This is a genomic window from Gordonia polyisoprenivorans (assembly GCF_017654315.1).
Taxonomy (GTDB): domain Bacteria; phylum Actinomycetota; class Actinomycetes; order Mycobacteriales; family Mycobacteriaceae; genus Gordonia; species Gordonia polyisoprenivorans_A.
In genome coordinates, this window is sequence record NZ_CP072203.1 from 5,393,546 (window position 1) to 5,416,563 (window position 23,018).

Consider the following 23,018-nt stretch of genomic DNA (forward strand, 5'->3'; position numbering starts at 1 on the left):
CCCTTCTCACAGGGACCGCGCTGACCCGATCGATCGACGGGTCAGCGCAGACCGGGACCGATACCGCAAACCCCGTGTGCGGTATCGGTCCCGTTGTCGTACTGGCGGATACGTATGTGCGGGGCCGCGTGGTCTCGCCACGCGCGCGCGACGAGTGTCAGCGCTCGCGGTAGCGCCCCGACGAACCCAGTTCTCGGGCATAAAAATTCAGGCCGGGCCGGTTGCACAGCATGCCGAGGGCAACCAGCGCGAGCAGGACGACGACAAGTGCGATCATGATCGGCCTCCACAGGAGTTCGTGACGGACCGTCTGCATAGCTCGACGGCTTTCGGTGTACACATGTTCTCTCAAATCGTGGAAGAACGGAAGACCGACGACGTCGAGATCACGTATCCGATTGAGGCGTGCGACAGTTCACACCACTACCCAGGCGAACCACCGGGCACAACTGTGCAACGACGGGCCGTAAACGACGGACCTCTGCGTGCGCGAAGGCGCGGGGTCAGGGTGCGACGATGCGCGGGGAGTCCGGGTCCGCCGCACGAACCACCGCATCGACGGCGTCGAGGAACACCGGCACGAACTTGTCCGCCCCGAGCACACAACACGCGTGGCCGCCGTCGACGTCGAAGCGTCGGGCGCCGGGGATACCGTCGACGAGCAACTGCTGACGTTCGGGTTCGACGACCTTGTCACGGACCGAGACCACCACCGACGTCGGCGTGTCGATTTCGGCGAGCCACTCACGAGAGTCGAAGCGCCCCAGCCCTTCCCCGAAGTCACCGGTGTGCGACAACGGCGTCGAGAGGAACTGGCGCATACCCCATAGGGCGGTGTGCGAGGTGGGTTTGTCCAACGTCGCATCCGACGGTCGGGGGATGATGCGATAGACGGGTTTGAGTAGTCGGCCGGTCTTGTTGGCCTGCTCCCGCAGGTGCGGATCTCGGGTGCTGAAGTACGGCCCGGTCGAGCACAGGACCAACCCCGCGACCCGGTCGTGATGGCGACGCCACACGAGTTGCGAGATGCCACCGCCCATCGAGAAGCCCGCGGCCACGAACCGACCGATCCCGAGAACGTCGGCGAGCGCTGCGACGTCGTCGGCGCAGTCGAGCAGGTCGAAGGTGCCCGAGCGTATGCCGCGGCCGTGCCAGCGGTGATCGAGGGTGATCACCCGGTAGCGCTGATTGAGTTCGGGGATCACGGGATACCAGCACAGCAGTCCGGTGGTCATCACCGAATGCTGCAGGATGATCGCCGGCGCGTCGGCCGGGCCGGAGTCGGTGACGAAAGTGCTACCGCGCCCGGGCAATTCCACCATGGTTCCGCTCGGCAGGTCACGCACCGGCAGATACGACGGGCCGGGCAGCGACAGACCTCGGGAGATCCGATCCAGAACTGCAGCACTCACCGGTACGACGTTACGCGAGATTCCTCCGATTCGGCTGTGCGTCGGCGGCTGCGCGGGCGCACTCACCGCACGCTCACCGCAGGGCGAACAGGTGCTCCTGGTGCGAACGTCCGTCGACGGTCAACGCCAGCGCGTCGGACACCCGCTGGTGGTCGTATTCGGTCCAGCGCTCGGTGCGCTGGCGCTGATACTCCGACCACGAGCCGACGACGAACTGCTCGACGTAGTCGTCGGAGTCCTCGCCGTTGCGATACAGATGCCAGTTCCGTGCACCCGTGCGGCGCCGCGACAGCGCCACACCCGCCCTCGCGTCGACGAACTCGTCGTGGTGCTCGGCGTCGACCCGGTAGGTGGCGACCACCCGCACCGGGCCGTCGTCGGGGGCCGGCTCGAAAACCAGCATGGGCTCCGGCCAGGCGGTCGACAAGGTCCGATCGAGGGTGCCCGTCTCGGCGTGAATCGGCAGCACCGCCACGGCCAGCGCCGCCAGGATCAGCGCGATCGCTGCGATGAGCAGCGCCCACCGCACCGTCAGCAGTCCACCCAACGCACCCCACAGCAGCGATCCGACTCCCTGCGACCCCATGAACACCAGGAGATAGGCGGCCATCCCCCGGGCACGCACCCACGCGGGCAGGGTCAACTGGATCTCGGCGTTCAGCGTCGACAGCGTGGCGATCCACGCAACCCCGGTCGGGACGAACACGATCAACGCCACCACCGTGGACCCGAGCGCGGCCGCAGCGGTACCGGCCGCGAAGACGACTGCCGACGAAGCAAGGATCACGTTGGGCGACAGGTGATCACGCATCCAGGGCAGTCCCAGGACGCCGAGGATCGCACCACAGCCGAGGACACCGAGGACCACACCGTAGCCGGTGGAGCCGAGATGGAAGGAGTCGCTGACGACCAGCGGGAGCAATGCCCACAGCGCCGAGGCGGGCAACGCGAACAACGCCGAGCGCACCAGGATCCGGCGAACGATGGGTGCCGCGGCGACGTAACGCAGCCCGACGGCCATCGACGTACCGAGATGCTCGGGCTCCATGGTCGAGGTATCGGCCGGCCGCCGCCATCTCAGCAGCGCGACGACGACGGCCAGGTAGGAGACCGCGTTGATCGCGAAGACCACGCCGGCGCCGCCGACGGTGAACAGCACACCGGCCAGAGCCGGTCCGACTGCCCGCGCGACATTGATCGACATGCTGCCCAGGGACGCGGCGTCGGCGATCTGCTCACGCGGCACGATCTCCGGATTGACCGCCTGGAACGCCGGCGCCGACAACGCCGAACCCGCACCCAGCAAGAACGTCAGGACCAGCAGCATGCCCGGGTCGAGGAGGTCGAATACCGCCAGGACGGCCATGACCCCGGCGACGACGGTCGCGTACGCACTCATCACCACCAGCAGCCACTTGCGGTTCAGCATGTCGGCGAGCACCCCGGCGAGCAGTGACAACAGCAGTGTCGGCAGGAGGCTCGCGGTCTGGACGAGGGAGATCACCGTCGGCCCCGCGTGCTGGTCGACGAGGAACCACTGGGCGCCGACGGTCTGCATCCACAGGCCGATGTTGGACACCATCTGGGCGATGAACAGGTTGCGGAACACCCGATTCCGCAACGGCGCCATTCCTGAGGCCATCGTGTACCTCCACTCCCTGAACACGGCGTTGTGCACCGCCGATGAGTCCACAATGCCGCACGCGAGCACACCGGCGCGGTGGCTCGCCGATCCCTGCCCGGCCAACCCCGACCCGGCGCCCGCCGCGCCTATGCGCAAGTGCGATCCTGGTCACATGATGGGGATCGACCGACCGAAGATCGAGGGCTCGGTGGCGGTGGAGGGGGGACGACGCCGGATCGGGTTCGCCGAGTTCGGGTCGGCGAACGGCCGCGCCGTCATCTGGTTGCACGGCACGCCCGGCGCACGCCGCCAGATCCCGACCGAGGCCCGCGCCTACGCCGCCGAGCACGACATCCGGCTCATCGGGCTCGATCGACCCGGCGTCGGCAGTTCCACCGCCCATCGGTACCGGTGTGTGGCGGAGTTCCCCGGCGATCTCGAGCCGGTTCTGGAGGCTCTCGGCATCGACCGGTTCGCGGTGATCGGCATGTCCGGCGGCGGACCGTACGCATTGGCGACCGCACACGCGCTACCGGAGCGCGTCATGGTCGCCGGGATCGTCGGCGGAGTCGCGCCCACCGTGGGCCCCGACGCCATCGGCGGCGGGGCGATGGCCCTCGGTTCGCTGCTGGCCCCGGCCGTCCGGGTCGCCGGTGCACCCCTGGGCAAGGTCCTCAGTTCGGTGCTCGGGGTGGCCGCGCCCATCGCGAATCCGGCGATCCGCCTCTACGGCCGGTTCTCGCCGCGTGCCGACCGAGAGTTGCTCGCGCGCCCCGAATTCCGGGCGATGTTCCTCGACGACCTGCTGCACGGCGGCAGCCGCCGCATGGAAGCGCCGTTCACCGACGTCGTGGCCTTCGCCCAGGATTGGGGATTCCGCGTCGGTGACGTGACCACGCCGGTGCGCTGGTGGCATGGCGACCACGACCACATCATCCCGTATTCCCATGGCATACACATGGTCTCGCTGCTTCCCGACGCCAAGCTCTTCGAGCTGCCCGGCGAGAGTCACCTCAGCGCACTGGGGATGTCGAGGCAGATCCTCGCCGAGTTGCTCTCGGTGTGGGACGACGCCGAACGCACCCCGACGATGCCGGCCGGACCACTCATCGAACCCTGATCCGCCGGCTCATCCGGTGGTCGACTCGCCCAACTCCGCGAGGATCGCCTCGGTGTGCTCGCCGAGCGCGGGTACCGGGCCCATCCGCATCTCGACGTCGTCGAAGGTGAAGGGCGGCAACAGCGCCCGGATCGGGCCTATCTCGGTGTCGACCATGCGCCACCGCTCACGTGCCGAGAGTTGTGGATGCTCCAGCAGGCCCGCGACGTCGCGGATCTGCGCGGCCGGAATCCCGGCGGCCGCAAGACGTTCGTCGAGTTCTGCGGTGTCGAACGTCGCGGTCCGCGCGGCGACGAGGTCGTCGACTTCGGCACGGCGAGCGACCCTTTCGATGTTGGTGGCGTAGCGCGGGTCGTCGCCGAGTTCCGGTCGGCCGAGCACCTGCGCGAGTGCGCGCCACCCGCGGTCGTTCTGGACGCCGATGAGGATCTCGCCGTCACGCGTCGGATAGGCGTCGTAGGGGACGATGGCCGCGTGCCCGACGCCGCATCGTGGGATCTGGCGCCCGGCGTGCATCCCGATGTACATCGGATGGCCCATCCATTCGACGGTCGCGTCGAACATCGACACCTCGATCGTGGCACCGGCACCGCTGATACCGCGCCGCACCAGCGCCGACAGGATCGAGGTGAGTGCGTACATGCCCGCGGCGATGTCGGAGGTGGGGACACCGGTCTTGGCGGGGTGCTCGGCGGTGCCGGTGACCGAGATCAGCCCGGCCTCGGCCTGCACGAGCATGTCGTAGGCCTTGCGGTCACGCATCGGACCGGCGGTGCCGTACCCGCTCATGTTCACCACGATCAGTGCACGGTGCTCGGCACGCAGGCGCTGCGCCTCGAATCCCAGCCGGGCGGCCGCACCGGGGGCGAGGTTCTGCAGGAACACATCGGCGCGGTCGATGAGCGCGCGCACCTGCGCTGCGCCCCGCTCCTGCTTGAGGTCGACCGCGAAGGACTCCTTACCCCGGTTGAGCCACACGAAATGCGAGGCGAGTCCCTCGACCTCGGCGTCGTAGTGTCGGGCGAAGTCGCCCTCGCCGACCCGCTCGATCTTGATCACCCGTGCCCCGAGGTCGGCGAGATGCCGCGTGGCCAGCGGCGCGGCGACGGCCTGCTCGAGCGCCACCACGGTCAGACCGGCCAGGGGAAGCGGGTCGTCCGGGGTATCGGGCTCGGGGTCGGCGGAGTCGTCGGGGGTCTGCGCAAAGGCCACGTCGGCCACCCTTGCCCGACGTGGTCACCGTGTCAATGCCGCGAGCGAATCTGGGACACATAGGGTTTACCTCACGATGCGTGAGCCCAGAGGTGTTTGCCCGGCCGTGTCCCGCGTGATCGTATGGACTGATGAGCACTCGATCGGCGGGCCCACCGACCACGGATGCGGCCGCCCCGGGTGCGAGCACCACCGACGAAGTCGTCACGAGCACCGACGAAGTCGTCACGAGCACCGGGGTGGTGGTCACCGGACACCGGCAACGGCAGGCGTGGGCCGAGAAGGTGTTGCCGCCGGTCGAAGAGGTGCGGCCCGGCGTGTTCTCGATCCCGGTACCGATGCCCGACAATCCGTTGCGCTACATCCTGGCGTACGCGCTGGTCACCTCGGCCGGTGGTCTCGCCCTGATCGACACCGGCTGGAACACCGACGAATCGTGGGACACGCTGGTCGCGGGCATTCATGCCACCGGTCATGACCTGTCCGACATCACTGACGTGTTCATCACCCACCTGCACCCCGACCATTTCGGTCTCGTCCCCCGGCTGCTCGAGCACGCCGACCCGCGACTGGGCATGCACCGCAACGACGCCCGGTTCCTGCATCATCGCGACGAGGCGCAGCTCGGCCGCGAACTCGCCGTCGCCCAGCTCGATCTGCGCGAACTCGGTGCCCCCACCGACGTGATCGACGCCGGAATCCGTGAGATCGTGCGGCTACCCCGGGGCCGCACGATGGATGTCGAACTCGTCGGCGACGCACCCCTGGACATCCCGGGATGGAATCTGCGCGCGATCTGGACGCCGGGACATACGGCGGGGCACCTGTGCTTCGCCGACGACGACGCCGGGATCATCTTCACCGGTGATCACCTGTTGCCCCGGATCAGCCCGAACGTGTCCACCAATTCGTTCCAGAACCCCAGCCCGCTCGCCGATTACCTGACCTCGCTTGCCAATACCGAGCACCTCGGCGACCTCGAGGCGCTGCCGTCGCACGAGTACCGGTTCCGCGGACTGGCCGGCCGGGTCACCCACCTGCTCTCCCACCACGAGGAACGACTCGCCGAGATCACCGAGGCCATCGCCGAGGTGCCCGGGTCGACCGCGTGGGAGATCACCCGATCGGTCACCTGGTCCCGGCCGTTCGAGCAGCTGTCCCTGCCGCTGAGCCGAATGGCCCTGCGCGAGACCAACGCCCACCTTCTGGTTTTGGAAGAACGCGCGATCATCGCCCGGTCGGGCACCGAACCCGTGCACTGGTATGTCACCACCCCCACCGATCGAGAGGACACCGGCCGATGAGCCCGGTCACCACCGAATTCGCCGACGGCGTCGCCGTCATCACCATCGATCGCCCGGAGGCCCGTAACGCGGTCAACGCCCAGGTCGCAACCCTCATCGCCGCGGCGATCGACGAGTTCGAGGCCCGTGACGACATCACCGTCGGAATCCTCACCGGTGCCGGCGGAACATTTTGCGCGGGAATGGATCTCAAGGCGCTCACCCGCGGCGAGGTGCCGAGTGTGCCGGGTCGCGGATTCGGCGGGATCACCGAGAATCCGCCGAGCAAGCCGTTGATCGCCGCGGTCGAGGGCTGGGCGCTGGCCGGCGGCTGCGAACTGGCCCTGTCGGCAGATCTGATCGTCGCCGCCGAGGACGCGAAATTCGGTCTGCCCGAGGTGAAGCGGGGTCTCGCCGCAGCAGCCGGCGGTCTGCTGCGCCTGCCCAAGATCCTCCCTTATCAGCTCGCGATGGAGATCGCCCTGACCGGCGACCCCATCACCGCGAAGCGTGCCCACGAGTTCGGTCTCGTCAACGTCCTCACCCCGAGCGGCGGCGCGCTCGAGGGCGCCCGCGAATTCGGTGCCCGGATCGCCGCGAACGGGCCGCTCGCGGTCCGTGCCACCAAACAGGTTGTGGGCATGGCGATCCGCTACACCGACCCCGATCTCATCACCGCCCAGCGCGAGGTGCTCGACCCGATCTTCGCCTCCGACGACGCCCAAGAAGGTGCTCGCGCGTTCGCCGAGAAGCGGGCGCCCCTCTGGACCGGCCGCTGACCCTCGGGATGAGCCGATCTCACCGCTCCGGGGCCCACGCCGCGCAGCCGTCGGGGATCTCCCGGCGCGGTCTGCTCGGCGCCACCACCGCGGTCGCAGCGGGAGTCGGGCTGGGCGCGTCGGGGGCACGTGCTGCGCCGGCCTCCGCCGCGCCGGGCACCGCACCCTTCGTGCACGCCCCACGCGTGCCCGGCTGGACCGACGGCTTCCATTTCGGGGCGGCCACCTCGGGTTTCCAGGCCGAGGGCTTCAACCCGGACTCCAACTGGCGGCGCTACACCGACCGTGCGGCGCGGACCGGACGGGTCGACCCGGTACGCAACTCCGTCGACTTCCGGCACCGCTACCGGTCCGATCTGCACCTCGCCGCGGGCATGGGACTCAACACCTTTCGTTTCGGTATCGAGTGGGCGCGGGTCGAGCCGCAGCGCGGCCGGTTCAGTGCGGCGGCGTTGGCCTACTACGACGACCTCGTCGCCGACATCCGGTCGTTGGGCATGAGCCCGATGATCACGCTGGTGCATTACGTGTATCCGGGGTGGGTGGCCGATCAGGGCGGCTTCCTCGGCGCCCGCACACTCGGCGACTTCGAACGGTATGCGCGCATGATCACCGCGCGCTACGCCGAGCAGTGTTCGATGTGGATCAGCATCAACGAGCCCCTGGTCTTCTACGGTCACGAGAAGGAGATCGGCGCACTCACCGACGCCGACATGCCGCGGTTCCTCGACCGCATCGCACACGCCCACCGGATCGCCCACACCGCCGCCCATGACGCGAATCCGCAAGCGCGCGTTGCGGTCAACGAGGCCTTCCTGCCCGCGGTCACCCCGGTCACCGATGCGTTGTTCATGAATCGGGTCGTCGACACCCTCGACTTCATCGGCATCGATTACTACTATGGCGCGGCGCTGAACAATCTCACCACGATCGCCGCGGCGGGCGGCGATTTCGCGGCGGTCCGCCCGCAACCCGACGACATCTACCAGGCGTGCCATCACTACGCACAGGCCTTCCCCGGAAAACCGCTCTACATCGTCGAGAACGGCATGCCGCTGTCCGACGGAGCACCCCGCGCCGACGGCTACACCCGGGCGAACTTCCTGCGCGACAGTCTCTTCTGGCTTCAACGTGCGCGCGGCGACGGACTACCGATCGTCGGCTACAACCACTGGTCGATCACCGACAACTACGAATGGGGCAGCTACACACCACGATTCGGTCTGTACCGGGTCGACGTGCTGCGCGATCCGGGCCTCACGCGTCATCCGACGAGCGGGGTGGACGCCTACCGTGAGCTGACGGCGGGTGCGGGGCCGGCGGCGAACTACCGGCCGGTGATGGCACCGGCGGTCGGCTCCTTCGCCCGCATCCCCCAATCGTGGATCATGCCCTCCCGCGTCGACGGGCCGCGGGCACAGCTCTGAGCGCGGTGACTAGGCTGTGGCGGTGGACCTGCATCTCGCCACCTACTTCGTCGCGGTGATCGACCACGGCGGCATCACCAAGGCGGCGCATGCCCTCTACATCTCCCAGCCCTCACTCTCCCAGGCCATCCGCACGCTCGAACGCCGTCTCGGTGTCACCCTGTTCGACCGCAGTGGTCGACGACTCGAACTCACCGACGCAGGCCGGCGCGTCGAGGTCGCCGCGCGCCGTATCCTCGCCGACGTCGAGCGCGCGAAACTGAAGGTGGCCGCCGTCCGTGAACTGCGCTCCGGACGCGTCGACATCGTCACCGACGCCGCCTTCGCGATCGACCCGCTGGTCACGATGGTGCGGGCCTTCCGGGAGCGACACGACGCCGTGGTCGTCCGCGTCCACGCCGCCGACGGCCCGTCCGGGGTACTCGCCGCGTTGCGGCGCGGTGACGCCGAGATCGGGGTGATCGATTCCGACGCCGACCACGCCTCGCTCGTGTCGATCCCGCTCGGCGCGCAGGAACTCGTCCTCGCCGCGCCACCGGGACTCGTCGGTGACGATGTGGTCACCGAGTCGGGCACGGTGCCCCGCGCGGCCGTGCGCGATCTGCCGCTGCTGGTCAACCTGTCCGATCAGGCGACCGCGGCACTGCTCGCCGACGTCATCGCCGACGACGCCCGCAACGTGGTGGTCGACTGCGCCCATTCCTCGGCCATCTGGGATCTCGTCGACCGCGGCGTCGGCGGGACGGTGGTCCCGCGTCCGGTCGCCGCCGAACAGTTCAGCGGCGCCGAGGTCTTCGGCGTGGCGCCCCCATTGCTGCGCGACTACGGACTGGTGATGCGGTCGGGGCAACCCTCGCCGGCGGCGATCGCCTTCGTCGCGGTGGCGCGCCGCATCAGCGGGACACCCGCGCCACCGGCCGACCTCGTGCCCGACGAGGCCACCATTTCCCACGACGGAGCGTGGTGAGTTCGATGGAACTGCGCCAGCTCGAGTACTTCCTCGCCGTCGTCGAGCACGGCGGGATCGGCGGAGCCTCGGCGTCGTTGGGCGTCACCCAACCGACTGTGTCCCAGGCACTTCGGGCATTGGAACGAGAAGTCGGGGTGCAGTTGTTCCACCGGATCGGACGCGGCATGGTGCCGAGTTCTGCGGGACGAGCGCTCGTCGGATCGACCCGACAGATCATGCGTGATGTGGCTGCCGTCGACGACGCCCTCTCCGCGGCCGGTGACGAACCGACCGGCCGCGTCGACGTGCTCGCCTCCCCCTTCATCGACGGCGGCGCGGTGATCGACCTGGTCGCCGGCTTCCGGGCCCGCCATCCGGGGGTCACCGTGCGCCTCGGCGACCTGCGGGTCGAGACACAGGCGTCGCCGATGATCGAGGAGGGGCGCTGCGAGTTCGTCATCACCCACTTGCCCACGGTCGGTGACGATCTCGACATGATCGTGCTCGGTGAACAGGAATTCTGGCTGGTGTGCCCACCCGGGACCGAGGTTCCCGACGGGCCGATCCCCATCGCCGATCTCCCCCGCATTCCCATGGTCTTCGTTCCGCGGGGCGGGTCGGTCGCCGAGGAGATCGAGAGCGCGATCCGCGAATCCGGTGTGCGACTGCCGATCGCGGTGCTCTCCGACCATCGGGAGCAGCGACTGCCCATGGTGCTCGCCGGGATCGGGGCCACCCTGCTCGAACGTCGCATCGCCGAATCGGTGGCCGATCGCGCGGTGGTGCGGCCGGTGTCACCGCGGTTCGCACGGACTTTCGCGATGATCTTCGATCCGGGCGGCCTCTCGGTCGCCGGTCAGGCCTTCGCCGACGTCGCGCGGTCGATGGCAGCGCAGCGAGCGGTCGAGGAGTGAGGTGCGCGGGGTGCGCACTGCTCAGTCGTCGAGATCGCCTGCGGCTTGCTCTTTCTCGGACTTGATCGCATGTCGACGGGCCAGTAGGAACGCCGCGGCGCCGCCGACGATACCGCCGACGACGGCCCCCACGATCGTCGTGGCCTCACCGTCGGGTCCGAGCCAGAGGATCACCGCGAGTGCCATCGACAGTGAGCAGGCACCGGTGTACAGGCTGGTGACGATGATGCGGCGGCGGGATCCGCGGGCGTAGACCAGCGTCTGGGGATCCACGCGGCGAGCCTTGCAGAATCGTTGCCATTCCATCGCGGGCGCGATCAACGCGACCCACCACAGGACGGTCACCCAGGCGGGTACGAACCACGCCGCGACGGCGCCGAGCGCCCACAGCAGCAGCGTCGAGAGGGTGTAGATGTAGGCGTAGCCCTCCAGCAGTACCGCGCGCTCACGTTCATCGCCCCACGACGCATCGTCGGGGCCGAGCAACAGATCGGGGAATGTGGTTCGTCCGGAACTCATCTCAGCTCTCCTAGGGTCTCCTCGGGCAACGGGAACAGTTCTTCGACGCCGGCGCCGAGCGCCCGCGCGACCCGGATGGCCAGGTAGACCGACGGTGCGTAGTCGCCGCGTTCGAGCGACACGATCGTCTGCCTGCTCACCCCGACCGCCTTCGCCAGATCGGACTGCCGTAGGGCCGCTCGGGTCCGCGCGGCCCGGATCGGCGATAGGACGTCTGGGTCGGGCATGCCAAGAGTAAAGCCGCCTTGACATCCGATGTCAAGGCGGCTTGTCACGAAGATCGGCTATCCGCTGACCCGTTCGAATACTGCGGCCAACCCCTGCCCGCCGCCGATGCACATGGTCTCCAGGCCGTAGCGCGCCTCGCGCCGGTGCAGTTCCCGCGCCAGCGATGCCAGCATCCGTCCGCCGGTCGCGCCGACCGGATGTCCCAGCGAGATACCCGATCCGTGAACATTCGTGCGCGCGAAATCGGGACTGTCGGTGGCGAATCGGCCGAATCCCCACTCCCGGGTGACGGCAAGCGCCTGCGCGGCGAAGGCCTCGTTGAGTTCGATGACGTCGATGTCGACGAGCGTCAATCCCGCCTTGTCCAGCGCCTTGGCGGTGGCCGGCACCGGGCCGATGCCCATGGTCGCCGGTGGCACGCCGGCCAGGCCCCACGACACCAGGCGCACCAGCGGCGTCAGGCCGTGCCGTGCGGCGACCTCGGCGGTGGTCACCAGGCACATCGAGGCCGCGTCGTTCTGTCCGCTGGCGTTGCCCGCGGTCACCGTGGCGTCGGGGTCGGTGGCACCCATGATGGGCCGCAGTCCGGCGAGCGATTCGCGCGAGATATCGGGACGTGGATGCTCGTCGGTATCGATCAGCTTCTCGGACTTACGATCTCGCACGGTGACCGGGATGATCTCCTCACCGAGGATGCCGTCCTTCTGTGCACGAACCGCGCGCATGTGCGATTCGACGGCGAGATCGTCCTGCTCCTCGCGGGAGATCCCGTACTCCTTGCGGAGGTTCTCGGCGGTTTCGATCATGCCACCGGGTACCGGCCAGTTCTTGCCACCGGCGGTGGAGCGGGCCCGAACCAGGCTGTCGTGCATGGCGATTCCGGTGCGCGCACCGCCCCAACGCATGTCCACCGAATAGAACGACGCGTTGCTCATCGACTCCGTGCCGCCCGCGACGACGAGATCGTTGTCGCCGCACCCCACCTGGTAGGCGGCCTGGATGACCGCCTGCAACCCCGATCCGCAGCGTCGGTCGACGTGCATGCCGGGCACCGTGGTCGGTAGTCCGGCGTCGAGTGCGACGACACGGCCGATCGCCGGTGCCTCACTGTTGCCGTTGCAGTGACCGAGGATCACGTCGTCGACGGCGTCGTCGGGGATGCCGGTCCGCTCGAGGAGTCCGCGCAGGGCGGCCACCCCGAGGTCGACGGCGGTCAGCGATCGGAACATGCCCCCGTAGCGCCCGATCGGGGTGCGCACGGGCTCGCAGATGACAACATCACGCATGGAGTCGGTCCTTTCCGGTGTGCTCGGCGGCGAGTTGGGCTCGCAACGCCACTTTCTGGATCTTGCCCGCGGCGGAGGTGGGCAACTCGTCGACGACGATCACGTCGCGGATCTTCTTGTAGGGCAACACCTGTTCGGCGACGAAGCCCTGCACCGCGTCGGCGTCGACCCGGTGCCCGGGCCGGGCGACGACGAAGGCCACCGGCTCCTGCCCGACCGGCCCGGCCTCCCGGGCCACCACCGCGGCACCGGCGATGTCGGGGTGGGTCACCAGAATCTCCTCGAGTTCGCGCGGATACACGTTGTAGCCCTTGTAGATCAGCATGTCCTTGGCACGGTCGCAGATGTAGAGGTAGCCGTCGTCGTCGACGTAGGCGATGTCGCCGGTGTCGAGCCATCCGTCGACGTACTGTTCGGCGGTGATCTCGGGGTGGTGCAGGTACCCGGCGGTCACCTGAGGTCCGCGGACCCACAGCCCACCGCGTTCGCCCGCGGCGAGTTCGGTGGTGCGATCGTCGAGCGAACGGATCGACACCTCGGTGTCGAAGGTCGGCAATCCGACACTGCCGAAACGGTATTCACCGGTGCCATTGCCGGTGGCGGCCAGCGGCGCCGACGAGACCAGGCAGGTCGCCTCGGTCAGCCCGTAGCCCTCCACGACAGCACCCGACGGGAAGGCCGCGGCGAGCCGCTCGAGGGTGACGTGATCGATCGGTGCGGCCCCCGACGACACCACCCGCACCGAGGAGAGATCGCGTGTGGCCACATCGGGATGTGCGGCCAGCGCATGCCACATCGTCGGACTGCCCGTGATGTAGGTGGCGCGGTGTCGTTCGATGAGATCGAGCATCCGGGCCGGATCGAATCGGCCGGCCAGCACGTGGGTGGCACCGCACATCAGCAGGAAGGACATGTTGATCAGGGCGTGCGCGTGATAGAGCGGGGACACCACGATGGTGGCGGCCTGCCCGGGTACGACGCCGCGTCCTGCGCCGTCGCGCGGGGTGAGGCGAAACGACCCGTCGTCGTTCTCGGTCACCGCATGTCCGGCGCGCCAGGCGATCATCTGGGTGACGTTGGCGATGACGTTGCGGTGCAACACCTGCACGCCCTTGGAGACACCGGTGGTGCCACCGGTGAAGGCCAGGTGGGCCACATCGGCACCGGTGATCGCGACCCGTGGTGTGGGGCCGGCATCGGCGGTCAGCTCGGCCAGGGTGATCAGACCCGCAGGGGCCATGGCGGTCTCGGACCCGGTGTCGTCACCGACGAGGATCGCCGCCCGCAGATCGAGTCCCTCGATCGCCGACGCCAGTGTCTGCGCCTGCGGCTCCTCGGTGACGACCGCGACGGCGCCGGTCTCGACGAGTTGGGCCCGCAGCCCGGCGACCGGCTGCGCCGGGTTGATCAATGTCACGGTCGCGCCGGCGCGCAACGCCCCGTAGTAGGCCAGCACGAAGTCGGCGCTGTTGGTCAGGTGCAGCGCGACCACGTCGCGCTGCACCACCCCGATCGCGGCGAGCCCGGCGGCCACCGCGGCGGTGCGCACGTCGAGATCGTCGAAGGTGAGCATCCGCTCGCCGTCGATGACGGCCGCGCGGTTCGCATACAGCCGGGCCATGCCGGCCGGCAACGCAGCGAGAGTAATTGCCGAATAGTGCAATTCGGTCATCGCGGGGCCATCCGGATCGCGCCGTCGAGGCGGATGATCTCCCCGTTGAGGTACGGATTCTCCACGATCGAGACGGCCAACCGGCCGAATTCGTCGGGCTTGCCGAGCCGCGAGGGGTTCGGGATGCTCGCGGCCAGTGACTCGCGGACATCATCACGCAACCGCGCCAGCAACGGGGTGTCCATGGTGCCGGGGGCGATGGTGTTGACGCGGATGTGCTTGCTCGCCAGATCTCGTGCGGCCACCAGTGTCATCCCGACGATGCCTGCCTTGGAGGCGCTGTAGTTGATCTGGCCGATCTGTCCCTCGAACGCGGCGACCGATGCGGTCATCACGATCACGCCCCGCTCGCCGTCGATCTCGGGCAGCCGGGCCATCCGCTCGGCCCCCAGCGAGAGGGCGTGGAAGGAGCCGATGAGGTTGAGCCGGATGACGAATTCGAAGTCGTCGGCCGATCCGGCGCGTCCCTGCGCGTCGAGGATGCGCATCCGGCGCCCCGCACCGGCGCAGTGCACGAGTGCGCGCAGACCGTCGCGGTCGTCGGCCACGTCGAGCGCGGCGGCGAACTGCTCCCGGTCGGTGATATCGGCGGGCGCGAATCGCGCTGCGGCACCGAGCTGTTCGGCCACCTCGGCACCGTCGGAGGTCGGCAGGTCGATGAGGGTCACCTGCCCGCCGGCATCGACGATGCGCCGGGCGGTGGCCAGGCCGAGGCCGGAGGCTCCGCCGGTGATGGCGGTGGAGAGGTCCTTGAGTTCCATACATCTGCTCCTGAGGTGGTCAGCCGATGAGTTCGAAGATGGTGGCGTTGGCCATGCCACCCGCCTCGCACATCGTCTGTAGTCCGTAACGGATGGTGTTGTCGCGCATGTGATGCGCCAGCCGGGTGGCGAGGATGGCGCCGGAGCCGCCGAGTGGGTGCCCGACCGCGATGGCGCCGCCGAGCGGATTGAGCGCCTTCTCCGCCGCACCCGTCTCGATCTGCCACGCCAGCGGTACCGGCGCGAACGCCTCGTTCACCTCGAACGCCCCGATCTCGTCGATCGAGAGCCCGGACCGGGCAAGGGCTTTGGCGGTGGCCGGGATGGGTCCGGTGAGCATCACGACGGGATCGTCGCCGGCCACCACGGTGGTGTGGATACGGACCAGCGGGGTCCAGCCGTGTGCTGCGGCGGTCTCCGACGAGCACACCAGCAGCGCGCCCGCACCGTCGGAGATCTGAGAGGCGTTGCCGGCGTGGATGACCCCGTTCTCGTCGAACACGGTCGTGAGCTTGGCCAGGGACTCCAGCGACCCGCCGCGCCGGATGCCCTCGTCTCCCTCGAGGACGCCGGGCACCGGGGCGAGCTGACCGTCGAACGCTCCGGCATCGCTGGCCGCCGCCGCGAGCTCGTGGGATCGCAGCGAGTACTCGTCGAGTCGGGTGCGACTCAGATCCCAACGCCGGGCCACCATCTCGGCTCCGATGCCCTGACTGAACCGGTCGACGCCGTAGCGATCGAGCACGGTCGAGGGCTGATGCTCACCGTTCGGGGCCGCGCTGCCCATCGGCACGCGGCTCATCGACTCGACCCCACCGGCGACCACGATGTCGAGCTGACCGCTGATGACCGCGGCGGCGGCCATCGCCAGCGACTGCTGACTCGATCCGCAGGCCCGCGTGATCGTGGTCCCCGGAACGCTTTCCGGCCAGCCGGCGGCCAGGATCGCGGTGCGCGCGATGTTGCCCGCCTGTTCGGCGTGCTGACTGACGCACCCCCACATGACGTCGTCAACGTCGGCGGGATCGACACCGGTGCGCTCCACGAGTGCCTCGAGGACGTGGGCGGACAAGTCGGCCGGATGGATACCCGACAACGCCCCGCCCCGGCGTCCGATCGGAGTACGGACCGCATCGACGATCACCGCATCGCTCATCAGAGTTCCTTTCTCGAAACCACTACCAACGAATCGACCCCTACCTACGAATCGACCCCTATGAACGAATCGACCATGACGGGCACTCGATCACAAGGTGATTCACGCTCATGGGGTCATAGCCGCGACCTATGTCGCGCTCGGCACACGGCGTCGCCGCAAGCGGTGGGGGCGTCACCGACGATTCGATGGCGGGATCGCGCCCAGCAGACCCCTCTGCCGGAATCTCCGACACTGCCCGGTTCTGCGATGAGTGCCCAGGGTGTCGCCTATACGTGCTGGTCAGCGGCCCACAGCGACGGCCTCCAGACGTGGCATTGTCTCCTCCTATCGGAGCCTTAGCCGAAGACCCCGTTACCGGGCGGGCCCGTCACGGGCATGCTGAAGACCATGGCCCGCCTTGCCCAGACCCTCGGTCTCACCGACATCCAGACCGACATCGTCGCCAACGTGCGGCGCTTCGTCGACACCCAGATCATTCCCAACGCGCAAGAACTCGAGCATGCCGACGCCTACCCCGAGGAGATCGTCGCCGGCATGCGGGAGATGGGACTGTTCGGGCTGATGATCCCGGAGGAGTACGGCGGGCTGGGCGAATCGTTGCTGACCTATGCGCTGTGCGTCGAGGAACTCGCACGCGGCTGGATGAGTGTGTCCGGGGTGATCAACACCCACTTCATCGTCGCCTACATGCTGCGACAGCACGGAACCGAGGAGCAGAAGCAGCGGCTGCTGCCGCAGATGGCGACCGGTGAGGTGCGTGGCGCCTTCTCGATGAGCGAACCGGACCTCGGCTCCGACGTCGCGGCCATCACGACGTCGGCCAAACGCTCCGACGACGGAACCTACACGATCAACGGCGCGAAGATGTGGCTCACCAACGGCGCCTCGTCGACCCTGGTCGCGGCGCTCGTGCGCACCGATGAGGGAGCCGAGAAGCCACACCACAACCTGACCACCTTCCTCATCGAGAAGCCGGCCGGTTTCGGCGAAGTGGTTGCCGGACTGACGATTCCCAGAAAGATCGACAAGATGGGCTACAAGGGGATCGACACCACCGAGTTGATCTTCGACGGTTATCGCACCGATGCCGAGCACATCCTCGGCGGCACACCGGGCCGCGGATTCGCGCAGATGATGGACGGCGTCGAGGTCGGCCGGGTCAACGTGTCGGCGCGGGCCTGCGGCATCGCCCAGCGCGCCTTCGAACTCGCCGTCACCTATGCCCAACAGCGACGCACCTTCGGCAAGCCGATCGCCGAGCATCAGGCGATCGCCTTCTCGCTGGCCGAGATGGCCACCAAAACCGAAGCGGCGCACCTGATGATGGTGAACGCGGCCCGGCTCAAGGACTCCGGCGAACGCAACGACGTCGCGGCCGGCATGGCGAAGTACCTGTGCAGCGAGTACTGCGCTGAGGTCACCCAGGCCAGTTTTCGTATCCACGGCGGCTACGGCTATTCCAAGGAATTCGAGATCGAACGGCTGATGCGGGAAGCTCCGTTCCTGCTGATCGGCGAGGGCACCAGCGAAATCCAGAAACAGATCATCTCCAAGGGACTGCTCCGCGAGTACCGCACCAATTAGAGAGGCCAGAACCCATGCAGCGCACCGTGTTCAACGACGATCACCAAGCCTTCCGCAAGACCATTCGCGACTTCATCGCCAAGGAGGTCGTACCCGTCCACCACGACTGGGAGAAGCAGGGGCATCCGCCGCGCGAGTTCTACAACAAGCTCGGTGAACTCGGGGTGCTCGGCATCGAGGCGCCCGAGGAATACGGCGGTGGCGGCGAGCACGACTTCACCTACTCGATGGTCATCGCCGAGGAATGCGCGCTGGCCGGAGTGACCTTCGGCAGCTATTCGGTGCACGCCAACCTCATCCTGCCCTACCTGATGGAGTACGCGACCGACGAACAGAAGCAGCGGTGGCTACCCGGATTCTGTTCCGGCGAGCTGATGTTCGCGATTGCGATGACCGAGCCCGGCACCGGGTCTGATCTGGCCAACATCTCCACCACCGCCAGACTCAGCGAGGACGGCGACCACTACATCCTCGACGGCGCCAAGACGTTCATCACCGGCGGCGCCCTGGCCGACCGCATCCTGGTGGTCTGCCGCACGTCGGCCTTCGACCCCGACAACCGGCGCGGCGGCCTGTCGATCCTGGTGGTCGACACCTCCTCCGAGGGCTTCGCCGTGGGCCGCAAGCTGGAGAAGATCGGTCTCAAGGCCTCCGACACCGCCGAACTCTCGTTCAGCTCGGTGCGCGTGCCGGTGGCCGATCGCCTCGGTGAGGAGGGCGCCGGATTCCGGTACCTCACACACAATCTGGCCCAGGAGCGGCTCACCATCGCGATCGGCTCGGCGGCCACCGCCGCCGCTGCCCTGCAGCATGCACTTGCCTACACCCGCGAGCGTGACGTCTTCGGGCGTCCCGTCGCCTCCTTCCAGAACACGAAGTTCGTGCTCGCCGAATGCTCTGCGGAGGTCGAGGCGATCCAGCAGTTCGTCGATCACGCTCTGACGCTGCACAACTCGGGTGAGCTTTCGGTTCCCGACGCCGCCCGCGCCAAACTCTTCGCCACCGACACCGCGGGCCGGGTCATCGACAAATGCCTACAGCTGCACGGCGGCTACGGCTACATCACCGAGTTCCCCATCGCCCGCCTCTACGCCGACACCCGCGTATCGCGGATCTACGGCGGGACCAACGAGGTGATGAAGACGATCATCGCCAAGGATCTGGGGCTGTAGTTTTTCGCGCGCCGCGCACTCCGTCCCCTTCCCCCGATGGTCGAGGTGAACGCCGCCCAGCCGCCTGGCCTTCCCCCAATGGTCGAGATCAACGGCACCCAGCGGCCTGCCCTTCCCCCAATGGTCGAGATCAACGGCGCCCAGCGGCCTGCCCCCCGATGGTCGAGGTGCGAGCCGCGTGCGGCGAGCCTCGAGACCCGGCGAGACAACAAGCCTCCCAACCACATCGAACATCTACAGCTGAATCCGCATCCCCTACCACACCCCACCGACAGAAAACTGCCGCCAGCTCACCCTCGGAACCTGTTGTCCACAAACACCTTTCCCTCCCCAGAACTATCGAATACCCTTGCCCTAATCCACATGTTCGAGTACACTGGAGCCATCAAACCGATCAGCCACCGGGGAGGGGCCCATGATCGACACCACTGAAACTCTCGACGCGGAAACCGTTGACGCCGAAGCAATCTTCGCCACCATCGTCACCCAACTCAGCGACCTGCAATGGAATCCGGAGATGACCGGGCCCCAAGCCTTCGGCGCGATGAAACAAGTCCTGTTGTTGCGGAACCTGGTCGATCACCACGCCACCACCCTCACCGGCGAACTGGACCGACTCGGGGTCGCCGACCACAAAACCACCCGACTGCGAGAACTGTTGATCAGCATGGGCTTCGCGCCCTCAGTCGCAGGTCGGTACGTGCGGGTCGCCGGCACCACCGATATCGATCTGTTGTTGGCGCACGCCGCCGACGGGTCCATCTCGTCCGAACACACCGACGCCATCGTCCGCGGACTGGCACACATCGACACCCGCTCTCCCGAACCTTTGGACACCGTCCAACGCTGCGAATACCTCCGGAAACTCTTGTCGCACTACTTCGCCGGATTCACCCCCGCCGAAATCAACCTCTACGCGCGGCAGTTGGGTAACGAGCTCGCCGCGGAGACGCCCGGTGGGTCACCGGCCGCCGAAGACAAGACGATCAACTCCTACACCGACCGCATCACCGACGACGGCCGGTTGGAGATCTCGGCGAACCTCGACATCGTCGCCGGGGAGAAAACCCGCACTTTGATGGAAACCTTGTCTGCACCGAAACCGCAGCCCGATGGGTCACCCGATCCGCGGACGCCCGAGCAGATCTGTGCCGCCGCGTTCGAAACGATCGTCGAACTCGCGGCACAAGGATTGGCCGACACCACCTTCTCAGCCACACCCACCAACGGCCTGTTGTGGACCTGGTCGGCCGACAACCCGGCACTCGGCGGGGACTTGCAGAACATGGGTCCGATCACCGAAGCCACCGCCAAGTTGTTGTCGTGTGACACCACGATCACCAAAATCATCCTCAACACCGACGGCGTACCCCTCGACGTCGGACACAAAGAACGCTTCTTCACCCCCGGCCAACGCAAAGCCTTACTCGTGCGTGATCGTGGATGCATCAAATGCGGCGCCCACGCCGGACGCTGCCAGGGACACCACCTCGCGCATTGGGCCGATGGCGGTCCCACCGACCTCGACAATGGCTGTCTCCTGTGCACCAGCTGCCATGACGACGTCCACCACCACGGATGGGACATCATCATGGGATTCGACCGACACCCCTGGCTGATCCCACCCGCCACTGTCGATCCGAAACGCCGACCTGTGCCGTCGTATCACCGACGCAGCATGCGACTCGACGACGCAGCAGCCTGACCTGCCCTGCCCTGCCCCACAACTTGATTCCCCGCACCCGGCATCGCCGGGACCGCATCTGTTGTTTGAGAACTCAATAGCGAACCGCCCCACGGTGGTCGAGATGATCACCGTGGGGCCCGGCCGCATCTCACTGCCCGCGTCTCACTCCCCGCGGAGCTCCTGTAACCACGCACGTGCGGAGGCATCCGACGGTGAACGCCAGTCACCGCGTGGCGACAGCGAACCGCCGGAACCGATCTTGGGTCCGTTGGGCATGGCTGTGCGCTTGAACTGGTTGGCCATGAACCGCTGGCAGAAAACCGTGAGCCACTTGTCGATCGTCGCCGCGTCGTAGACGTTGCGGTCGTCGAGCGGCTCGGTATCCCACGGCGTTCGGTCGAGATCACCCCAAGCTTGACGGGCGAGGTACGCGACTTTGCTGGGACGGTAGCCGAACCGGGTGAGATAGTAGAGAAAGAAGTCGTGCAATTCGTACGGCCCGACGGTGTCTTCGGTGGATTGAATCGCACCGTCCTCGCCTGGCGGTACCAATTCTGGTGAGATCACGTCGGCGAGGATCTCGGCGAGAACCTCACTGGTCTCATCGGAGAACTCACCGGAGCTGATCATCCACCGGATGAGATGGCGGACAAGAGTTTTGGGAACCGACCCGTTGACGTTGTAGTGCGACATCTGATCACCGACGCCGTAGGTGCACCATCCGAGGGCGAGCTCGGAAAGATCTCCCGTACCGAGGACGATGGCGCCATGGTGGTTGGCCAGGCGGAACAGGTGTGAGGTCCGTTCCCCGGCCTGCACGTTCTCGAACGTCACATCGAAGACCTTCTCGCCACGCGAGTACGGGTGGTCGAGGTCGGCGAGCATCTGCTCGCACGACGGGCGGATGTCGAGTTCCGTCCCACTCACGCCCAGCGAGTCCATCAGGACGTGCGCCCGCCGCAGTGTTGCGCCTCCGGTGGCGAAGCCTGGCATCGTGTAGGCCAGAATATTGGTGCGCGGCAACTCGAGTCGGTCGAAGGTGTCCACCGCGACCAACAACGCAAGGGTCGAATCGAGTCCACCGGAAACACCGATGACGATCTTCTCGAGTCCCGTCGCACGCAAACGCGCCGCGAGTCCCTGCACCTGGATGTTGCCGACTTCCCGACAACGTTCATCGAGGTCGCTGGTGCCGCTGGGCACGAACGGGAACCGCGCAATGGCACGTCGCAGCACATCGACGTCATCGGTTCCAGGCTGCACGCCGAAGCTGAAACCGATGCGCCGCAACCTTTTCAGGTCCTCGGCGTGGTCGCCGACCTGATCGCGCACACTGGTCATACGCATGCGCTCCTGGCGCAGACGGTCGAGATCGATGTCGGCGGTGATGGATTGGGCACCCATCTCGAATTGCTTACTGCGTGTGAGCAGGGTCCCGTTCTCGGTGATCAACGCGTCGCCGTCCCACGCGAGATCGGTCGTGGATTCGCCGAACCCGGCCGCCACGTACAGGTGCGCGGCGATGCAGCGCGCGGAATGGCTGGTACTCAACAACTTCCGGTACGACTCTTTTCCGACGGTGACCGGGCTACCCGACAGATTCGCCAGGATGGTCGCGCCGGCCAGGGAGGCCCACACGCTTGGCGGGATGGGCACCCAGCCGTCCTCGCAGATCTCCACATGCAGGCAGAAGCCCGGGACATCCTCGGCGTCGAAGAGGATATCCGCACCGAACGGGACGTCGGAGCCGAAGAGCCGCACCGTATCCTGCGACGCATCGCGTGCGGCACTGTAGTAGCGCTTGTCGTAGAACTCCCGATAGTTGGCCAGATACGACTTGGGGATCACGCCCAGTACTGCGCCGTCACGGATCACCGCGGCACAGTTGTACAGGCCGTCGCCGACCACCAGCGGTAACCCCACCACCACGAGCGGGGTCAACCCTGCACTGGCGTCGACGATCGACTTCAGTGCGTCGCGACAACCGTCGAGAATCGCATCCTGCTGGACGAGATCGTCGATGCTGTAACCACACAAACCCATCTCGGGGAAGACGACGAGCAGCGAGCCCTCTGCGGCGCCCTGCCGCATCGACTCGACGATCGCCTCGGCATTGGCCTTCGGATCGGCGATGCGGACAACCGGGATTGCCCCGGTGACCCGCGCGAAACCATGGTCGTGAACAGACACGGTCTCAGCCTAACTGCGAGGCCGTTCGCGGCGTCGACCC

At 67.4% G+C, this 23,018-nt stretch carries 19 protein-coding genes; 9 read left to right on the forward strand and 10 right to left on the reverse strand.

Features of this window, described 5'->3' with window-relative positions:
• Positions 1-503 precede the first annotated feature (503 nt).
• Positions 504-1,412 carry an alpha/beta fold hydrolase gene (locus J6U32_RS24180; RefSeq protein ID WP_208792488.1) on the reverse strand — a complete coding sequence of 303 codons (909 nt, stop codon included), beginning with the start codon at positions 1,410-1,412 and terminating at the stop codon, positions 504-506.
• A gap of 73 nt (positions 1,413-1,485) precedes the next feature.
• Complete coding sequence (locus J6U32_RS24185; protein WP_208792489.1) at positions 1,486-3,054, reverse strand: MFS transporter; 1,569 nt, start codon at positions 3,052-3,054, stop codon at positions 1,486-1,488.
• A gap of 154 nt (positions 3,055-3,208) precedes the next feature.
• Between J6U32_RS24185 and J6U32_RS24190 the strand changes: the two genes are divergently transcribed.
• On the forward strand, positions 3,209-4,156 hold the full coding sequence (locus tag J6U32_RS24190; protein WP_208796310.1) for an alpha/beta fold hydrolase: 948 nt from the start codon (positions 3,209-3,211) through the stop codon (positions 4,154-4,156).
• Positions 4,157-4,165: 9 nt separating this feature from the next.
• Here the strand turns inward: J6U32_RS24190 and J6U32_RS24195 are convergent, their stop codons facing one another.
• Positions 4,166-5,377: a CaiB/BaiF CoA transferase family protein gene (locus J6U32_RS24195; RefSeq protein ID WP_208792490.1), complete on the reverse strand. Its 1,212-nt coding sequence runs from the start codon at positions 5,375-5,377 to the stop codon at positions 4,166-4,168.
• A gap of 122 nt (positions 5,378-5,499) precedes the next feature.
• Between J6U32_RS24195 and J6U32_RS24200 the strand changes: the two genes are divergently transcribed.
• From J6U32_RS24200 to J6U32_RS24220, 5 genes are read left to right on the forward strand one after another with little or no spacing between them, the layout of a single operon-like run.
• Positions 5,500-6,672 carry an MBL fold metallo-hydrolase gene (locus J6U32_RS24200; protein WP_244332328.1) on the forward strand — a complete coding sequence of 391 codons (1,173 nt, stop codon included), beginning with the start codon at positions 5,500-5,502 and terminating at the stop codon, positions 6,670-6,672.
• Positions 6,669-7,430 (forward strand): crotonase/enoyl-CoA hydratase family protein, encoded by a 762-nt coding sequence (locus J6U32_RS24205; RefSeq protein ID WP_208792491.1) that lies wholly within the window; start codon positions 6,669-6,671, stop codon positions 7,428-7,430. Before J6U32_RS24200 ends, J6U32_RS24205 begins: the two co-directional genes overlap by 4 nt.
• 8 nt (positions 7,431-7,438) lie before the next feature.
• Positions 7,439-8,857 carry a family 1 glycosylhydrolase gene (locus tag J6U32_RS24210; RefSeq protein ID WP_208792492.1) on the forward strand — a complete coding sequence of 473 codons (1,419 nt, stop codon included), beginning with the start codon at positions 7,439-7,441 and terminating at the stop codon, positions 8,855-8,857.
• A gap of 22 nt (positions 8,858-8,879) precedes the next feature.
• Positions 8,880-9,824 (forward strand): LysR family transcriptional regulator, encoded by a 945-nt coding sequence (locus J6U32_RS24215; RefSeq protein ID WP_208792493.1) that lies wholly within the window; start codon positions 8,880-8,882, stop codon positions 9,822-9,824.
• Positions 9,825-9,829: 5 nt separating this feature from the next.
• Positions 9,830-10,720, forward strand: a complete 891-nt coding sequence (locus tag J6U32_RS24220) for a LysR family transcriptional regulator (RefSeq protein ID WP_208792494.1) — start codon at positions 9,830-9,832, stop codon at positions 10,718-10,720.
• A 21-nt stretch (positions 10,721-10,741) separates the two neighbouring features.
• Here J6U32_RS24220 and J6U32_RS24225 read toward each other — a convergent pair whose 3' ends face one another.
• The 6 genes from J6U32_RS24225 to J6U32_RS24250 are packed head-to-tail and all read right to left on the reverse strand — an operon-like array spanning position 10,742 to position 16,342.
• Positions 10,742-11,239, reverse strand: a complete 498-nt coding sequence (locus tag J6U32_RS24225) for a hypothetical protein (RefSeq protein WP_208792495.1) — start codon at positions 11,237-11,239, stop codon at positions 10,742-10,744.
• Positions 11,236-11,466 carry a helix-turn-helix transcriptional regulator gene (locus J6U32_RS24230; protein WP_208792496.1) on the reverse strand — a complete coding sequence of 77 codons (231 nt, stop codon included), beginning with the start codon at positions 11,464-11,466 and terminating at the stop codon, positions 11,236-11,238. The genes J6U32_RS24225 and J6U32_RS24230 overlap by 4 nt, the downstream gene beginning before the upstream one ends.
• A 57-nt stretch (positions 11,467-11,523) precedes the next feature.
• On the reverse strand, positions 11,524-12,753 hold the full coding sequence (locus J6U32_RS24235; RefSeq protein WP_208792497.1) for an acetyl-CoA C-acetyltransferase: 1,230 nt from the start codon (positions 12,751-12,753) through the stop codon (positions 11,524-11,526).
• Positions 12,746-14,425 carry a class I adenylate-forming enzyme family protein gene (locus J6U32_RS24240; protein WP_208792498.1) on the reverse strand — a complete coding sequence of 560 codons (1,680 nt, stop codon included), beginning with the start codon at positions 14,423-14,425 and terminating at the stop codon, positions 12,746-12,748. Before J6U32_RS24240 ends, J6U32_RS24235 begins: the two co-directional genes overlap by 8 nt.
• Positions 14,422-15,186 (reverse strand): SDR family NAD(P)-dependent oxidoreductase, encoded by a 765-nt coding sequence (locus J6U32_RS24245; protein WP_208792499.1) that lies wholly within the window; start codon positions 15,184-15,186, stop codon positions 14,422-14,424. Before J6U32_RS24245 ends, J6U32_RS24240 begins: the two co-directional genes overlap by 4 nt.
• Positions 15,187-15,205: 19 nt before the next feature.
• A complete protein-coding gene (locus tag J6U32_RS24250; RefSeq protein ID WP_208792500.1) occupies positions 15,206-16,342 on the reverse strand; it encodes a thiolase family protein in 1,137 nt (378 codons plus the stop codon).
• A gap of 390 nt (positions 16,343-16,732) precedes the next feature.
• Between J6U32_RS24250 and J6U32_RS24255 the strand changes: the two genes are divergently transcribed.
• The 3 genes from J6U32_RS24255 (at position 16,733) to J6U32_RS24265 (ending at position 20,806) form a co-directional block, all read left to right on the forward strand.
• Positions 16,733-17,929: an acyl-CoA dehydrogenase family protein gene (locus tag J6U32_RS24255; protein ID WP_208796312.1), complete on the forward strand. Its 1,197-nt coding sequence runs from the start codon at positions 16,733-16,735 to the stop codon at positions 17,927-17,929.
• Positions 17,930-17,943: 14 nt separating this feature from the next.
• Complete coding sequence (locus J6U32_RS24260; RefSeq protein ID WP_208792501.1) at positions 17,944-19,101, forward strand: acyl-CoA dehydrogenase family protein; 1,158 nt, start codon at positions 17,944-17,946, stop codon at positions 19,099-19,101.
• 415 nt (positions 19,102-19,516) lie between these two features.
• A complete protein-coding gene (locus J6U32_RS24265; RefSeq protein ID WP_208792502.1) occupies positions 19,517-20,806 on the forward strand; it encodes an HNH endonuclease signature motif containing protein in 1,290 nt (429 codons plus the stop codon).
• A 144-nt stretch (positions 20,807-20,950) separates the two neighbouring features.
• Here the strand turns inward: J6U32_RS24265 and J6U32_RS24270 are convergent, their stop codons facing one another.
• On the reverse strand, positions 20,951-22,978 hold the full coding sequence (locus J6U32_RS24270) for an NAD(+) synthase (protein WP_208792503.1): 2,028 nt from the start codon (positions 22,976-22,978) through the stop codon (positions 20,951-20,953).
• Positions 22,979-23,018 lie beyond the last annotated feature (40 nt).

What these genes read in the sequence shown, in the direction of transcription:
- J6U32_RS24185 (WP_208792489.1), bottom strand. Translation starts at nt 3,054, where the DNA reads ATGGCCTCAGGAATGGCGCCGTTGCGGAATCGGGTGTTCCGCAACCTG.
- J6U32_RS24190 (WP_208796310.1), top strand. Translation starts at nt 3,209, where the DNA reads ATGATGGGGATCGACCGACCGAAGATCGAGGGCTCGGTGGCGGTGGAG.
- J6U32_RS24200 (WP_244332328.1), top strand. Translation starts at nt 5,500, where the DNA reads ATGAGCACTCGATCGGCGGGCCCACCGACCACGGATGCGGCCGCCCCG.
- J6U32_RS24205 (WP_208792491.1), top strand. Translation starts at nt 6,669, where the DNA reads ATGAGCCCGGTCACCACCGAATTCGCCGACGGCGTCGCCGTCATCACC.
- J6U32_RS24210 (WP_208792492.1), top strand. Translation starts at nt 7,439, where the DNA reads ATGAGCCGATCTCACCGCTCCGGGGCCCACGCCGCGCAGCCGTCGGGG.
- J6U32_RS24220 (WP_208792494.1), top strand. Translation starts at nt 9,830, where the DNA reads ATGGAACTGCGCCAGCTCGAGTACTTCCTCGCCGTCGTCGAGCACGGC.
- J6U32_RS24225 (WP_208792495.1), bottom strand. Translation starts at nt 11,239, where the DNA reads ATGAGTTCCGGACGAACCACATTCCCCGATCTGTTGCTCGGCCCCGAC.
- J6U32_RS24230 (WP_208792496.1), bottom strand. Translation starts at nt 11,466, where the DNA reads ATGCCCGACCCAGACGTCCTATCGCCGATCCGGGCCGCGCGGACCCGA.
- J6U32_RS24235 (WP_208792497.1), bottom strand. Translation starts at nt 12,753, where the DNA reads ATGCGTGATGTTGTCATCTGCGAGCCCGTGCGCACCCCGATCGGGCGC.
- J6U32_RS24240 (WP_208792498.1), bottom strand. Translation starts at nt 14,425, where the DNA reads ATGACCGAATTGCACTATTCGGCAATTACTCTCGCTGCGTTGCCGGCC.
- J6U32_RS24245 (WP_208792499.1), bottom strand. Translation starts at nt 15,186, where the DNA reads ATGGAACTCAAGGACCTCTCCACCGCCATCACCGGCGGAGCCTCCGGC.
- J6U32_RS24250 (WP_208792500.1), bottom strand. Translation starts at nt 16,342, where the DNA reads ATGAGCGATGCGGTGATCGTCGATGCGGTCCGTACTCCGATCGGACGC.
- J6U32_RS24255 (WP_208796312.1), top strand. Translation starts at nt 16,733, where the DNA reads ATGGCCCGCCTTGCCCAGACCCTCGGTCTCACCGACATCCAGACCGAC.
- J6U32_RS24260 (WP_208792501.1), top strand. Translation starts at nt 17,944, where the DNA reads ATGCAGCGCACCGTGTTCAACGACGATCACCAAGCCTTCCGCAAGACC.
- J6U32_RS24265 (WP_208792502.1), top strand. Translation starts at nt 19,517, where the DNA reads ATGATCGACACCACTGAAACTCTCGACGCGGAAACCGTTGACGCCGAA.